The sequence below is a fragment of the Pseudaestuariivita atlantica genome (genome assembly GCF_001205715.1).
Classification (GTDB): Bacteria; Pseudomonadota; Alphaproteobacteria; order Rhodobacterales; family Rhodobacteraceae; genus Pseudaestuariivita; species Pseudaestuariivita atlantica.
Window position 1 is genome coordinate 1 of record NZ_AQQZ01000007.1, and the last position, 14,178, is coordinate 14,178.

Here is a 14,178-nt window from a genome sequence, read left to right on the forward strand (position 1 = left end):
AGGGCTCATCCTTTGAGTGTTTTACTCTCCGGTAAACCCGGGGCGGTTCATATAGTTGAGGTTAGGGTTGAGTTGGCTTTGACGCAGGAGATACTTTTCAACGGGGTCACGACAGATGAGCGAGCGACCACGTGTTTTGCCGTCTACGAAGATGCGCAGGTATCTTGTTGTGCCTTCAACATACCAATCTACGTGACGCCAACGCAGGCGCAGCGCTTCGGTCCCAGGCCGAATACCGGTGTTTGCAAGTACCAGCACCAAATTGCGTAGCACTTCCCGGGTGTATTCAGCTTTTTCGTTGTTGGTTTCTTCATGCCAAGTACGCAGAGCTTTAAAGATCGTTTCATACTCTGCGGCTGTGAAGCTACCGCGACTCTTTTTGGGCACACCTTTGTTGAGCAAGTCGGGCCGCATGTTGTGGCTCATCCATTTGTGCATCACTGCATCGTCGAACACTCTGTTGAGTGCCGCATTGTGGTTGCTGATGCCGCTCTTGCTAAAGCGGCGCCCGTGCTTTGCCTCACGCCATTCATCGAACGCCTTCAGCGCAGCCATGTCGATTGTGGTGATGTCCATGCCGCCAAAAAATGGGATCAGCCAAACGCGCAATGCGCTGATGTAATCCTTGTAGGCCTGCTTGCCGCCGCCTGCATCCAAGGCGTCTTGCATCCGCCCAATAGTGTACCCCGCAACATGTTTGAACTTGCGTGTACTGGCTGGCAAACCATTGGCGATGCGTGATTTTGCATCGTAATACATTTCCAGTGCGCGTTCCCGAGCCAGCTCCAAGTCATCTGTCTTGGTGCTTTTTACCTCAGGCTTTTTGCGCTCGGGCAGCGTTAGTCTGGCATACCAATTTGGGCTGCGCTTGCGTTTGTCTAGCACAACATTTTTCGCAACGCGTACAGTCTCGACCCCGTAGCTCATTGCCACGTTCCTCTCGTTTCAGTTTTTGAAAAGAGCATAGCTACGCACACGACAAAACGCGGCCGCGTTTTGTGTATAGATTGTGTACGAGCGTGGTTCTGACTGCTCGGTTATAGATCTTGTGGTTTTTGCCAGAATTTGGCGAAACGCATACAAGATGTTGGAGGCGAGTACCGGAATCGAACCGGTGTACACGGATTTGCAATCCGCTGCGTCACCACTCCGCCAACTCGCCAGCCGGTCGGGCGCAGGGCCCGGGTGATGAAGCGACTAGATGATGCGTTTTGGGCGCCAATGCAAGGCGGTTTTCGCGGGGCGGGGTGCGGTCTGCGACCGGCGCGGCGTCAATCTGCAGCAATCCACAGCCGAACCGGTCGGTTCAGATACTTTCCGCTTGTTCTGCCACGCGCGCGCGGTCCATACAGGGGCCAGGACAGACAGCTACAGACGAGCGCCCTCGACATGACCGATTTTGCCGCCCGCCGGACCATGATGGTGGACACGCAAATCAGACCGTCCGACGTGACGAAATTTCCCATCATCGACGCGATGCTGACCGTGCCGCGCGAGGCCTTCGTGCCGGGTGACTACGTCGCGACCGCCTATGTGGGCGAAGCGGTGCCGCTGGACGGATCGCGGGTCGTGCTGGAGCCGCGCACCTTCGCCAAGATGCTGGACCTCGCCAATGTCGAACTCGACGACCTCGTGCTCGATATCGGGTCCGGGCTTGGCTATTCGGCCGCGGTTCTGGCGCGCATGGCCGAGGCCGTCGTCGCCGTGGAAGACGACGAGGAGCGGGTCGAGGAGGCGCAGGCGCTTCTGTCGCAGAACGGGGCCGACAACGTGATCGTGCATCACGGGCCGCTGGCCGAAGGTGCCGCCGAACACGGGCCTTATGACGTCATCATGTTGCAGGGCGGCATCGCGCAACTGCCGGACGCGCTGGCCGCGCAGGTCAAGGATGGCGGACGCATTATCGCTTTGTTCATGGACGGTGCGCTAGGTACCGTGAAGATTGGATATAAAATCGACGGATCGATCAACTGGCGCAACGCGTTCAACGCGACCGCGCCGCTTCTTCCCGGTTTCGAACGGGAACGGGGGTTTGTCCTCTGATCGGTCCGGCCTGAACCGGGGGTAGGCCGCGATGCAGCATTGGATCAGACGGACGGCGGGCGCGCTTGCGTTGAGCGTGGTCTGTGCGGGGCAGGCGGCCTCGGAAACGCTCGCCGATGCGCTGGTATCGGCCTATACCCATTCCGGCCTTCTGGACCAGAACCGCGCGCTGCTGCGCGCCGCGGACGAGGACGTGGCCATCGCGGTGTCGGCCCTGCGCCCGGTCATCAACTGGTCAGCCTCCTTCGGGCGCACCCTGCGGCGATCGAATTCGATCCAGACCGGGTTCGTCACCTCCAACAGCGCGAGCACGGATATCGAGATCGCCCTGGTGGCCGAACTGACGCTGATCGATTTCGGCGCGAACCGGCTTGCGATCGATGCCGCGAAGGAATCGGTGTTGGCCACGCGGGAACGCCTGATCTCGGTCGAACAGCAGGTGCTCCTGCGCGCGGTGCGCGCCTTCATGAACGTCCAGCGGGAGGCGGAGAACGTCGCCCTGCGGCAGAACAACCTGCGGCTTCTGCGGCAGGAACGGCGCGCGGCGCAGGATCGCTTCAACGTGGGCGAGGTCACGCGCACCGATGTCTCGCTGGCCGAGGCGCGGCTTGCCAGTGCCGAAAGCCTGCTGGCGTCCTCCATCGGCGCGCTCGACCAGGCGCGGGAGGAGTACGCGGCAGTCGTCGGGCATCCGCCCGGCCACCTCGTCGCGCCGCGCAGCCTGCCCAAGACCGCTTCGTCCGAGGATGCCGCCAAGGCGATCGCCGTGCGCACCCATCCCGACATGCGGGAGGCGCAGCGCAACGTGACCGTGGCCGAGCTGAACATCCTGCGGGCCGAGGCACAGACCAAGCCCACCGTGTCCCTGCAGGGCCGGATCGGGGCGTCGGAAAGCGCGCCGCGCCGCAACGCGCAGCAATTCGGCTCGATTTCGCTGGAAGCATCCGGCCCGGTCTACCAGGGCGGTCGTCTGCCCGCGCTGATCCGGCAGGCGGCGGCCAACCGCGATGCGACGCGGGGCGCCCTGCACAACGTGCGCCACGCGGTGCGCCTGAATGTCGGCACAGCATGGTCGCAAGTCGCCGTCGCGCAGGCCAGCCGCCGGGCGAGCCAGGCCCAGATCCGCGCCGCGCGCGTCGCCTTCGAAGGCGTGCGTGAAGAGGCCAAGCTGGGCGCGCGCACGACGCTGGATGTGCTTGATGCGGAACAGGAATTGCTGAACGCCCGTGCGAGCGAGATCTCGGCCGCGGTCGATGAATACATCGCCGCCTACACGCTGCTTTCGGCCATGGGCCTTCTGACGGTCGAACACCTGAACCTGCCCGTCCAGCAATACGATCCGGCCGCCTACTACAACCTCGTGAAGGACGCGCCGGGCAACTCGCTGCAGGGCCAGAAACTGGACCGTGTCCTGAAAGCCTTGGGAAAACAGTAGAATTGGGTCTATCTGTTGTGCGATTTCGTGGCGTGGGCTATGCTGACGCCGAGGCTAGAGTGATCGCAAAACAATGTCCGAACCCGTCACGAACGTAGAGATCGAGGATGTCCTGTCCTCCATCCGTCGCCTGATTTCCGAAGATGGCCGCGATGACACGCCGCCCCATCCCCACCGGCTGGAGGCGGAAACAAAGGATGACGCGCGCCCTGAGCCCGAAATGGCCGCCTCCGAAACGGTCGAAAACAAGCCTGCCGAGGCGGATCGCCTTGTCCTGACCCCCGCCTTGCGCGTGCTGACGTCAGAGCCCGAGGAAAGCGCGGCCGAGGAAACCACCGAAGTGCCCGCCACGGACGAGGCCGAGGTAACGGTCGAGGACGCTCCCGAAGCGGCCGTCGACGACGCGGTTGAGCCAGTTGCAGAGGCCACCGCTGTCGAAGAGGAGCCGGAGGTCGAGGCCGCGCAGGACGCACAGGCCGAAGATGTTCCGGCACCCGACACGGATGCTGCCGCTGAAGCCCTTGACGTTGCTGAACCTTCCGACGAGGCGGTGACCGCCGTCACCGAAGAGTTCGCGCCTGAACCGCAAGCCGAGGCTGAAGAGGATGCACCGGTCGCCCCGGTAGCGGTGGACGCCGCGCCGGAAGAGGCCGACGAGGCAGACGCCGCCATCGCCGAGCCGGACATGTCGCAGCCCGACCACGTCGCGGACGAAGCCGAAGCCGCTGCACCTGCCGTGGAACCGGCGGGATCGACGCCGCCGGAAAAGGCGGGCCTCACCCACCGGATCGCCGAGCTGGAACGCCTGATGCGGCACAGCGGTGCCTCGGATTTCGAGCCCGAGGCCGAGGAGATGGGCAACCCGATCGAGGCCGAAGCGCAGACCATCCCCTTCCGCCATCACGGCACCACGCAGGATGCCGAACCGGAACCGGCCGCGCCCTCCGTCGCCGATATCGACGAGGACCTGTTGCGCGACATGGTGGCCGAGATCGTGCGCGAGGAATTGCAGGGCGCGCTGGGCGAACGCATCACCCGCAACGTCCGCAAGCTGGTGCGCCGCGAAATCCACCGCGCGCTCGCCAGCCAGGACATTGACTGACACGCCGGACACGCGCGGGCAGGGTGGATGAACACCCCCGCGCACCTCATCTTCGGTATCGCGGCCTTCGGCAAACCCGACCGTCCCGCCACGCTCTGGGCCGCCACGCTGGGCGCGCTGGCCCCCGACCTGTCGCTCTACCTGATGGGCGCGGTGTCGCTGTACCTGCTGCGCATCCCGCCCAACGTGGTGTTCGGCGAGCTTTATTATTCGGATGCGTGGCAGACCGTGTTCGCCATCGACAATTCCGCGATCCTGTGGGGCGGATTGCTGGCCTGGGCGCTGTGGCGGCGGCACGCGGTGCTGACGGCCTTTGCCGGGGCGGGGCTCTTGCACATCGCGCTCGATTTCCCGCTGCACCACGATGACGGGCGCGCGCATTTCTGGCCCCTGACCAACTGGATCTTCGAAAGCCCCGTCAGCTACTGGGACGCCCGCCGCCACGCGGGTATCGTCGGCCCGATCGAGGGGGCGGCATCGCTCATCCTCGGCCTCTGGGCCGGGTGGCGGATCAGGCACTGGGGATGGCGCGCGGCGCTTGCGATCCTGCTGTTCCTGCAACTGGGCATCACCAGCATCTGGTTCCGCATGCTGTTCTAAGCCGCGACAGGGCAAAGAAAAACCGCGCGCCGGGCAGGCACGCGGTCAAACAGGTCTGGTCGGCCCGTAAGGGTCAGGCGGCTTCCTGCTGCAGCGCCGCGTTGCGCCGCTCGCTTTCTTCCCGCGACAGCGCGACCGAGGTGCGCACACCCTTGGCCACGAATTCCATCAGGCCGGAGACAACGCGCTCGTTCGGGTCGATCCCGGCGCAGGACAGCACCTCACGCCCGTCGCGCGAGCGTGCCCAGCGGGCGATCTGCTCGGGCCCGTTGCCGAATTTCTTGTCATCGGCGATCGCATCATCGAGCGCCGCCAGTACCACGGCTGCAAACAACTTCCGGGCGCGGTTGCCCTGTTCGGAGTTGTAAGCCGTGCCATCAACGAAATCTTTCATCTCGTCGTCCTTGTTCTTGCTCTTGTGTTTCAGACGTGACGCGCTTTATGACCGATCCTTCCCGATTCGGGTACCCCGTTTCTGCATGCCACCCATGCGCTCTGTGCATGGCTTGCTGCAGGTGCAGCACGAGATAGGTCGTCTTGCGCCCTTTGCATCCGCCAGATATAGGTGCTGCCAACTTCCCTTCAACTATTTGCCACGTTTTAGCCACAATGCCGAAAATCAACGGAAACGAGATCCGCCCGGGTAATGTTCTCGAGCACAACGACGGTCTGTGGGCCGCAGTCAAAGTCGATCACGTGAAGCCCGGCAAGGGCGGCGCGTTCGCCCAGGTCGAGCTTCGGAACCTTCGTAACGGGTCAAAACTTAACGAAAGGTTTAGAAGCGCCGACAAGGTCGAGCGGGTGCGGCTGGAACAGAAGGACCAGCAGTTCCTGTATGAAAACGACGGCATGCTTGTTTTCATGGATTCAGAGACTTACGAGCAGATCGAACTGCCCGCGGACCTGCTGGGCGACCGCCGCCCGTTCCTGCAGGACGGCATGACAATTGTCGTGGAGTTCTACGAATCCGAGGCGCTGAACGCGACCGTGCCGCAAAAGGTCACCTGCCAGGTGGTGGAGACAGAGCCGGTGGTGAAAGGCCAGACCGCCGCCAACAGCTTCAAGCCCGCGACGCTCGACAACGGCGTGAAGGTCATGGTGCCGCCCTTCGTCGGCCAGGACGAGATGATCGTCGTGAACACCGAGACCATGGAATATTCCGAACGCGCCTGACCGGGCCGGTTCGGAACGTCGCGTCAGATCACCGAAACACTGGCCTCTCCGGCCGTCATTCCCTCCCCGGCGCGGTCAAATCGCAGGTAGGCGATGGCCTCGTCCCCCGCGCGGGTGTGCAACATGCCCACCGCCTTGCCGTCGCGGGTGATCTCGTCGCCCGCCGCCGCATCCCCCGAAACCCGAACGCGGGCGAGGCCCTTGCGCAGCTCGGTCTTGTGCTTCATCCGCGCGGTGACTTCCTGCCCGACATAGCAGCCTTTCCTGAAATCGACGCCGTGCAGCCGCTCGAACCCCGCTTCGAGGATGTAGGTGTCGGGCGTCAGTTCGATCCCCGTCTGCGGCACGCAGGCCGCCACGCGCAGCGCGTCCCAGTCGCTGCCGTCATCCGTCGCCGGACCCTCGCGGTAAAGCCGCCAGCCGAGCGAGGGATCGCGCGGATCGGCCAGTGCCCCTTCGGGCGCAGAGCCGGTGCCGCGCGAAACGGTCAGCCCGCTCTCTGCGATCTCCACCGCCGCGCGCAGCTTGTACATGCCCAGCCGCTGGGCAAGCGCCGGAGCCTGCGTAGCCGCGCAGTCCAGCAGCAAACCGTCATCCGTCCCCAGCACGAAGAAGTCGGCAAGGTACTTGCCCTGCGGCGTCAGAAGCGCGGCATAGACCAGCCCGTCGCGGGCGCGCGTGACGTCGTTCGTCACGAGGTTCTGCAGGAACTCCACCGCGTCCGGGCCGGTCACGGCCAGAACGGTGCGGGGGTCGGGCGTGGCAGGCATCGTCACCTCCTTTGCGGTCCGGTTCCGGTGATATATGGCGGGGCAGGGCAAACAACAGCGGAAAACCTGCCATGCGCGCACCGATTTCGGTCGTGATCCCCACGCTCAACGCCGCCACGGCCCTTCCGGGCACTGCCGCCGCCCTGATGGAGGGGGTCGAGGCCGGCCTGATCCGCGAGGTGATCGTGGTCGATGGCGGATCGACCGACCACACCGCCGAGGTCGCCGAAGAACTGGGCGCGCGCTTTCTGTCCGTTCCCGCATCGCGCGGGGGGCAGTTGCGGGCCGGGGCGGCGGCGGCGCGTGGCGATCACCTGCTGGTCCTGCACGCCGACACCCAGCTTGCCCCCGGCTGGTCCGAGGCCGCGACGGCCCACCTGTCCCGTGCCACGCCGGGGGCGGGGTATTTCCGCCTCGCCTTCGACAGCGGCGGGCTGCCCGCGCGGCTGGTGGCGGGCTGGGCCAACCTGCGGTCGCGGCTGTTCGGGCTGCCCTACGGCGATCAGGGTCTGCTGCTGCCCGCAACCCTCTATGCCGAGGTGGGTGGCTATCCCGACCAGCCGTTGATGGAGGACGTGGCGATCGCCCGCGCGCTGAAGGGGAGGCTGGTCGCGCTGGACGGCGTGGCGGTGACCAGCGCCGCGAAGTACCGCGCGCAGGGATGGATGCGGCGCGGGGGGCGCAACCTGTGGACGCTGGCGCGCTACATGGGCGGGGTCAGTCCCGAAAGGCTGGCGCGGGATTACACGTCGAACTGAAGCGCGTGCAGGCGGGCATAGGTCCCGCCTTCGGCCAGAAGAGCGTCATGCGTGCCCACGGCCACGACCTGCCCCTGGTCCATCACGATGATCTGGTCGGCGTCGCGGATCGTCGACAGCCGGTGCGCGATCACCAGCGTCGTGCGGCCCTTGGACAGGTCCGCAAGGGCGGCCTGCACCACCTGTTCCGACTGCGCATCAAGGGCGGATGTCGCCTCGTCCAGCAACAGGACGGGCGTATCGCGCAGGATGGCGCGGGCAATCGCCACGCGCTGCCGCTGCCCGCCCGACAGCGACGACCCGCGCGGCCCCACTGGGCTGTCGAGCCCATCCGGCAGTCGCGGCAGAAAATCGGTCACGTGGGCCGCATCAAGCGCCGCCTGAAGCCGCGCGGGATCGACCTCGGCGCCGAAAGTGATGTTCTCCCGCAGGCTGTCGTCGAACAGCGCCGGTTCCTGGCTGACCATCGACAGGCGCGCGCGCAGGTCATCCAATGACAATTCGCGGATGTCCGTTCCGCCAAGCCGGATCGCGCCTTCCTGGGGGTCCGCAAGGCGCGCAAGGGCCGAGAAGACGGTCGTCTTGCCCGCGCCCGACGCGCCGACCAGTGCCGTGGTCCTGCCCGCAGGCGCGGTGAAGGACACGTCGCGCAGGACGGGCGTGTCGCCATAGGCCAGCGTCACGTTGTCGAACACGACGTCCAGATCGCCTTCGGGCGCGGGTTTGGGGTGGGCAGGCGACAGGATCGACGGTTCTGCCGCCAGCAATTCGCGAATGCGTTCCACCGCGGCCGCGGCCACCTGCCACACGCCCGAAATCGCGCCCAGCCGCCGCAGCGGTTCAAAGGCGAGGCCGATCGCGGTGAAGAACGCCATGAAGTCGCCGACGGTCTTGGCGCCTGACAGGATTTCCCCGCCGCCATAGATCAGCACGCCCACGAATCCGATCCCCGACATGATGTCGATCAGGCCGGGGACCGACGCCGCGCCGAATTGCGTGCGCACCTCGGTCTTCACCCGCGCCTCGGTCAACTCGGCATAGCGGTCGGACTGGTAGGCCTCCAGCTGGTTCAGCTTGATGGGGGCCACGCCCTGGAACACCTCGGACAACCGGCCCGACAGGCGCGCGGCGAGGTCGCGCGCGGTGCGCGCGTGGCGGCGCACGTAACGCTGCAACAGCGCGCCGGGGGCGATCAGCAGGGGCGCGCCGACCAGCGCCACCAGCGTCCAGACCCAGTCGACCCACAGCGCCACGGAAAAAAGCGCGATCAGCGCCACCACGTCGCGGCCCGCGCCGGTCACGATGGTCGTCCAGACGCGGTTGATCGCGGCCACGTCGCCCTCGACCCGCTGGATCAGCACGCCGGGCGGATGTTCGGTGTGAAACGACAGGTCGAGCCGCATCAGGTGCGCCAGAAGGTCCTGCCGGATATCCGCCGCCGTCTGCTGGCCGAGCTTGGTCAGCAGCACCTTCTGCAGGACCGACGCCACCGCGCGCACGACGAAGACGGCAAAGATCACGACGGCGACCCATGTCAGAAGCCCCGCATCGCCCCCCGCGAACAGCTGGTCGAACATCGGCTTCATCATCCGCGCCAGAAGGCCGAACATCGACCCCTCGATGGCCATGAACAAAAGCGCCAGCGCCAGCGTGCCCTTGTAGCGCCGCAGGTAGCGCGACCAGAGCCACCGCAGCAGCCCGCGGGAATGGTCGGGGGTCGTCATGCCGACAGGTCTACCTCATCGGGCGGGGTTTTGGCATCCCACCCGGCGCGAATGACGTTCTGGTCGTATTCGGTGCGCAACCATTCCTCGAACCCGATGGGGGAACGGGCGACGCGCGCCTCGTAGACGTCGAGGATGTAATCCTGGATGCCCGTCGCGGTGGACTTGAGGTGGATGTATTTCAGGCCCAGCTGTTTCTTGGCCTCGGCCACCGGCGCGCCCTCGAACACCATCAGGTAGATCGCGGCCACCATGCCCGCGCGGTCCGCACCCGACTTGCAGTGGAACATCATCGGGCGTTCCGCCTCGCGCAGCGCCTCGATCACCTTCAGAAAGCGCGACTTGGGCGGCGCGTCGCGCGCCCAGAGCTTGGCATTGACCAGCGTCAGGCCCAGATCCTCGCAGGCTTCCTTTTCGAACAGGTGGAAGGACTGGTCATCCTCGCCCCGCAGGTTGATCACCGTCTTGATCCCCATGGCGGCGTATTTCTCGAACCGGGCCCGCGTGGGGTGGTTTGACCGGTAGACGCCCGGTGCTATTTCCCAGAAATTCGTCCACCAGACGCGGAGGAAGGCGTGATCGAACAGGTGGTAATGCACCTTGGCCCAGAACCGGCCGCGCGGCGTCGTGATGTCCTTCCCGAAGGAGCGGCGCAGCGCGCGTTCGCGGTCTTCGATCGAGGTCCAGAGGCGGCGCAGCATGTCAAAACAGGTCCCAAGGGGGCAAGCCCGCGCGATGTAGAGGCTCGCGCCCGCCATGGCAAGTCGCGCGGCACATTCGCGAAAGTGACGCAAGGTATCACCGAATTGCATTTCCAACGTCCGGACGGGGGCTTTAGGGTCGCGCCGGAACCCTGCACAGGAACGTTTCATGTCGCTTGATCGCGGTCGCCACTACCTTGCCATTCCGGGCCCGTCGGTGATGCCGGACGCGGTGTTGCAGGCCATGCACCGGCCCGCACCCAACATCTACGCGGGCGAGTTGATCGACATGACGCACTCGCTTTTGCCCGATCTCTGCCGCGTGGCGCGGACCGAGGGGCAGGTGGCGATCTATATCGGCAACGGGCACGCGGCATGGGAAGCGGCCCTTGCCAACGTGGTCGCCCCCGGCGACCGCGTCCTCGTGCCCGCCACGGGCCGTTTCGGCATCGGCTGGGGCGAGATGGCCGAAGGCCTCGGGGCCACGGTCGACCTGATGGACCACGGCAAGCGCACGCCGATGGACATGGAGAAAATCGAAGAGGCCCTGCGCGCCGATACCGAGCACCGCATCAAGGCGGTGCTGGCCGTGCACGTGGACACCGCCACGTCGATCCGCAATGACATCGCCGCCCTGCGCCGCGCGATGGATGCCGCCGGACACCCCGCGCTTCTGATGGCCGATTGCATCGCCTCGCTTGCTTGCGACCCGTTCGAAATGGACGCATGGGGCGCCGACGTGATGGTCGCGGGCTGTCAGAAGGGGCTGATGGTGCCGCCGGGGCTGGCCTTCGTCTTTTTCAACGACCGCGCCGCGCGGGTGCGGGCCGACATGCCGCGCGTGTCGCGCTACTGGGACTGGACGCCGCGCGCCAACCCCGAAATCTACTACCAGCATTTCTGCGGAACCGCGCCGACGCACCACCTGTATGGCCTGCGCACCGCGCTCGACATGCTGCTCGACGAAGGGATCGAGGCGGTGTGGGACCGCCACGCGCTCTTTGCCCGCGCGATCCATGCCGCCTGCGAGACATGGGCCGCCGATGGCCCGATGGAGCTGAACGTCGCCGACCCGGCCTTCCGGTCGAATGCCGTCACCGCGCTGCGGCTGGGCGAGGACCGCGCCACCCGCCTGCGCAACTGGACCGAGACGAACGCGGGCGTGACGCTGGGGATCGGGCTGGGCATGGCCGAACCGGGCGACCCGGCCTGGCACGGCTTCTTCCGGCTGGGCCACATGGGGCATCTGAACGCGGGAATGGTCCTTGGCATGCTGGGAAGTATCGAGGCGGGCCTGGATGCGCTGGACATCCCGCGCGGGCGCGGCGCGCTTGATGCCGCGACGCGGGCGCTGGCGGAGGGTTAGGTCGCGCGGCGCCGCGCGAGCCAGCTGATGCACTTGTCGATGGCATAGCCCGTGGCCATCACCGCCCACATGCCGATCGTGATCCAGATGAAGATGAACATCCAGAACAGGTTCACGAACCCCATCACGAGGCAGGCATTGGTGTAGTTCGGGGCTTCCTTCATCGGGTGGCGCATCGCGGGTGTCCTTTCACAAGGTACCACCACGTTACCGCTACCCCGTCACAGGACCAGCAAAATCTTCGTGACCGCCCCGCGCGTCAGCGGCCCTTTGCCGCGTCGAGCGCCTCGGGCAGGGCACGGGCGAAATGCGCGATGTCAGCCTCTTTGCCCGCCGTCACGCGGATGCAGCGGCTTTGCGGCGCGACGAAGGGCATGCGCACGAACACGCCCCGCGCGATCAGCCCTTCCAGCACCGCCTTGGCAAAGACCTCGTCGCGCCCGCAATCGAGCGTCACGAAATTGGTGGCCGAGGGCAGGGCGGAGAGGCCATGCCGGGTGGCAACCTCGGCGATTTGCGCGCGCGCCTCGGCCACGCGCGCCACGATGTCCCGCAGGTAGCGCTGGTCGCCAAGCGCCGCCAGCGCGCCCGCCTGCGCGATGCGGTTCACGCCGAAATGGTTGCGCACCTTGTCGAATGCCGATGCAAGCGCCGGGGCGGCCAGCGCATAACCCACCCGCGCGCCCGCCATGCCATAGGCCTTGGAAAACGTGCGCATGCGGATCACGCGGGGGTCGTCCGCCGCGATCTGCGGCACCGCATCCTCGGGTGCGAACTCGACATAGGCCTCGTCGAGGCACAAGAGGCACCCCTCGGGCAGCTGGTCGAGCGCGGCTTCGATCCCGGCTCCGTACGCCCAGCTTCCCATCGGGTTGTCGGGATTGGCGAAGTAGATGAGCTTGGCGTCCGTTTCCGCCGCGCGGGAGATCAGCGCGTCGAGGTCCTCGGCATCGTCGCGGTAGGGCACCTTGTGCAGCACCCCGCCGAACCCCGCGACGTGGAAGTTGAAGGTCGGATAGGCCCCGTCCGAGGTCACGACCGCATCGCCCGGACCCACCAGCAGCCGCACCAGAACGCCCAGCAGCCCGTCGATCCCTTCGCCCACGGTCACGTGGTCCGGCGTCACGCCGTGATGCGCGGCCAGCGCTTCGCGCAGGTCGTGATTGGTGGGATCGCCGTATTTCCACGCGTCACCCGCCGCCGCCTGCATCGCGGCCAGCGCCACGGGGGAGGGGCCGAAGACCGACTCGTTCGCTCCCAGCCGCGCGTCGAACAGCCGCGACAGGGCGCGCTCCTGCGTTTCCGGACCGACGAAGGGCACGGTCGATGGCAGGCTTTCGGCAAGCGGTGTCAGGCGCGGATATGTCATGGCGGAATGCGTAGCGGGCGGGTCTGGGGCTGACAAGGTTGATTGTCCGCCGACAGGTGCTTACATGAGAACGGTTCGCAACTGGAGAGTCGCCATGGACCGCCGTTCCTTTCTTGTCCTGTCGGGCGCCGCACTTGCCGCGCGCGCCGTGCCCCTGGCTGGCCGTGTCGGTGGCCGCCGTGTCCTGACGCTGGTCTACGACCGCTCCATCGGGGCGATGCGCGCGATCGACCGGCTTGTGCCCTGACGTCGCACTGGTCTTCGCCCACGCGCACCGTCACAGTGCCGCTGCACACAAGGGGAGAGGCCGATGGCTCGCGTTTCCGTCGAGATCGACAACCACGTCGCGCAGGTTCGCCTGACGCGGGGCGACAAGATGAACGCCTTCGACCGCGCCATGATCGAAGAACTGATCGGCGCCGCGCATGGCCTTGACCGCGACGACGTGCGCGTGGTCGTGCTGTCGGGCGAGGGTCGCGCCTTTTCGGCGGGTCTCGACGTGGCGAGCTTTGCCGCGTTTGCGACGCAGGATCCGGCCACGCTTCTGAACCCGCGCACCCATGGCGACACCAACGACTTCCAGGAAGTGTCGCTTGCCTGGCACAAGCTGCCGGTGCCGGTGATCGCGGCGCTGCACGGCACCTGTTTCGGGGCCGGGCTTCAGGTGGCTCTTGGCGCGGATATCCGCATCGCCGCACCCGACACGAAAATGTCGGTGATGGAGATGAAATGGGGCCTTGTCCCCGACATGGGTAGCATGATCCGCCTGCCGCACCTTGCGCCCTCCGACATCGTGAGGCGGCTGGTCTATACCGGTGAGGTTTTCGCCGCCGAAGCGGCACTGGGTTGGGGCATCGTCACCGAACTGGCCGACGACCCGCAGGCGCGCGCCGATGCGCTGGCGGCGGAAATCGCGGGCAAGTCGCCCTCGGCGATCCGCGCGGCAAAGCGCCTTATGGCGGTGGCAGAGACGCAGGCACCCGACGCGGTGCTGCTGGCCGAAAGTGCCGAACAGGCCGCGCTGATCGGCAAACCCCACCAGATGGAAGCCGTCATGGCCAACATGCAGAAGCGCGCGCCGAAGTTCTGACCGCGCCCGCCGGCGACCGGCGGAAAAGACCCGCTGCCCTTGACGGA

Annotated in this window: 16 protein-coding genes and 1 tRNA gene; 9 read left to right on the forward strand and 8 right to left on the reverse strand. The window is 66.1% G+C overall.

Annotated features, from left to right (window positions below):
* Window positions 1–21: 21 nt before the first annotated feature.
* Together ATO11_RS14685 and ATO11_RS14690 are read right to left on the reverse strand one after the other, a co-directional pair.
* Window positions 22–927 (reverse strand): site-specific integrase, encoded by a 906-nt coding sequence (locus tag ATO11_RS14685; RefSeq protein ID WP_050531671.1) that lies wholly within the window; start codon window positions 925–927, stop codon window positions 22–24.
* 161 nt (window positions 928–1,088) lie between these two features.
* A tRNA-Cys gene (locus ATO11_RS14690) sits at window positions 1,089–1,162 on the reverse strand.
* 227 nt (window positions 1,163–1,389) lie between these two features.
* On the opposite strand from ATO11_RS14690, the gene ATO11_RS14695 reads away from it, so the two are divergent.
* From ATO11_RS14695 to ATO11_RS14710, 4 genes are all read left to right on the forward strand, one after another.
* On the forward strand, window positions 1,390–2,043 hold the full coding sequence (locus tag ATO11_RS14695) for a protein-L-isoaspartate O-methyltransferase family protein (protein ID WP_050531672.1): 654 nt from the start codon (window positions 1,390–1,392) through the stop codon (window positions 2,041–2,043).
* Between the two features lie 31 nt (window positions 2,044–2,074).
* Entirely contained in the window at window positions 2,075–3,478 is a 1,404-nt protein-coding gene (locus ATO11_RS14700) for a TolC family outer membrane protein (RefSeq protein ID WP_050531673.1), read from the forward strand.
* A gap of 73 nt (window positions 3,479–3,551) precedes the next feature.
* Window positions 3,552–4,580: a hypothetical protein gene (locus ATO11_RS14705; protein ID WP_050531674.1), complete on the forward strand. Its 1,029-nt coding sequence runs from the start codon at window positions 3,552–3,554 to the stop codon at window positions 4,578–4,580.
* A gap of 27 nt (window positions 4,581–4,607) precedes the next feature.
* A complete protein-coding gene (locus tag ATO11_RS14710; RefSeq protein ID WP_050531675.1) occupies window positions 4,608–5,180 on the forward strand; it encodes a hypothetical protein in 573 nt (190 codons plus the stop codon).
* 73 nt (window positions 5,181–5,253) lie between these two features.
* Here the strand turns inward: ATO11_RS14710 and ATO11_RS14715 are convergent, their stop codons facing one another.
* Complete coding sequence (locus ATO11_RS14715; protein WP_050531676.1) at window positions 5,254–5,574, reverse strand: DUF6280 family protein; 321 nt, start codon at window positions 5,572–5,574, stop codon at window positions 5,254–5,256.
* A 215-nt stretch (window positions 5,575–5,789) separates the two neighbouring features.
* Here ATO11_RS14715 and efp point away from each other — a divergent pair, with 215 nt between their 5' ends.
* Window positions 5,790–6,353 (forward strand): elongation factor P, encoded by a 564-nt coding sequence (efp, locus tag ATO11_RS14720; RefSeq protein ID WP_050531677.1) that lies wholly within the window; start codon window positions 5,790–5,792, stop codon window positions 6,351–6,353.
* A gap of 23 nt (window positions 6,354–6,376) precedes the next feature.
* Here efp and ygfZ read toward each other — a convergent pair whose 3' ends face one another.
* Window positions 6,377–7,123 (reverse strand): CAF17-like 4Fe-4S cluster assembly/insertion protein YgfZ, encoded by a 747-nt coding sequence (gene ygfZ, locus ATO11_RS14725; protein ID WP_050531881.1) that lies wholly within the window; start codon window positions 7,121–7,123, stop codon window positions 6,377–6,379.
* A 71-nt stretch (window positions 7,124–7,194) separates the two neighbouring features.
* Here ygfZ and ATO11_RS14730 point away from each other — a divergent pair, with 71 nt between their 5' ends.
* A complete protein-coding gene (locus tag ATO11_RS14730) occupies window positions 7,195–7,881 on the forward strand; it encodes a TIGR04283 family arsenosugar biosynthesis glycosyltransferase (protein ID WP_050531678.1) in 687 nt (228 codons plus the stop codon).
* Here the strand turns inward: ATO11_RS14730 and ATO11_RS14735 are convergent.
* Window positions 7,866–9,605, reverse strand: coding sequence for an ABC transporter ATP-binding protein (locus tag ATO11_RS14735; protein WP_050531679.1), 1,740 nt, complete (start codon window positions 9,603–9,605; stop codon window positions 7,866–7,868). The genes ATO11_RS14730 and ATO11_RS14735 overlap by 16 nt on opposite strands.
* Window positions 9,602–10,306 (reverse strand): phosphatase domain-containing protein, encoded by a 705-nt coding sequence (locus ATO11_RS14740; RefSeq protein ID WP_050531680.1) that lies wholly within the window; start codon window positions 10,304–10,306, stop codon window positions 9,602–9,604. Before ATO11_RS14740 ends, ATO11_RS14735 begins: the two co-directional genes overlap by 4 nt.
* Before the next feature lie 169 nt (window positions 10,307–10,475).
* Here ATO11_RS14740 and ATO11_RS14745 point away from each other — a divergent pair, with 169 nt between their 5' ends.
* Window positions 10,476–11,672 carry a pyridoxal-phosphate-dependent aminotransferase family protein gene (locus tag ATO11_RS14745; protein WP_050531681.1) on the forward strand — a complete coding sequence of 399 codons (1,197 nt, stop codon included), beginning with the start codon at window positions 10,476–10,478 and terminating at the stop codon, window positions 11,670–11,672.
* On the opposite strand, the gene ATO11_RS14750 is transcribed toward ATO11_RS14745, so the two are convergent.
* Together ATO11_RS14750 and ATO11_RS14755 are read right to left on the reverse strand one after the other, a co-directional pair.
* Window positions 11,669–11,848 carry a hypothetical protein gene (locus ATO11_RS14750; RefSeq protein ID WP_050531682.1) on the reverse strand — a complete coding sequence of 60 codons (180 nt, stop codon included), beginning with the start codon at window positions 11,846–11,848 and terminating at the stop codon, window positions 11,669–11,671. The two genes, ATO11_RS14745 and ATO11_RS14750, sit on opposite strands and share 4 nt — an antisense overlap.
* Before the next feature lie 83 nt (window positions 11,849–11,931).
* Window positions 11,932–13,041, reverse strand: a complete 1,110-nt coding sequence (locus ATO11_RS14755; protein ID WP_050531683.1) for a pyridoxal phosphate-dependent aminotransferase — start codon at window positions 13,039–13,041, stop codon at window positions 11,932–11,934.
* A 94-nt stretch (window positions 13,042–13,135) separates the two neighbouring features.
* Here ATO11_RS14755 and ATO11_RS14760 point away from each other — a divergent pair, with 94 nt between their 5' ends.
* Together ATO11_RS14760 and ATO11_RS14765 are read left to right on the forward strand one after the other, a co-directional pair.
* On the forward strand, window positions 13,136–13,288 hold the full coding sequence (locus tag ATO11_RS14760) for a Tat pathway signal protein (RefSeq protein ID WP_242601431.1): 153 nt from the start codon (window positions 13,136–13,138) through the stop codon (window positions 13,286–13,288).
* Between the two features lie 63 nt (window positions 13,289–13,351).
* Window positions 13,352–14,131: a crotonase/enoyl-CoA hydratase family protein gene (locus tag ATO11_RS14765; RefSeq protein WP_050531685.1), complete on the forward strand. Its 780-nt coding sequence runs from the start codon at window positions 13,352–13,354 to the stop codon at window positions 14,129–14,131.
* Window positions 14,132–14,178 lie beyond the last annotated feature (47 nt).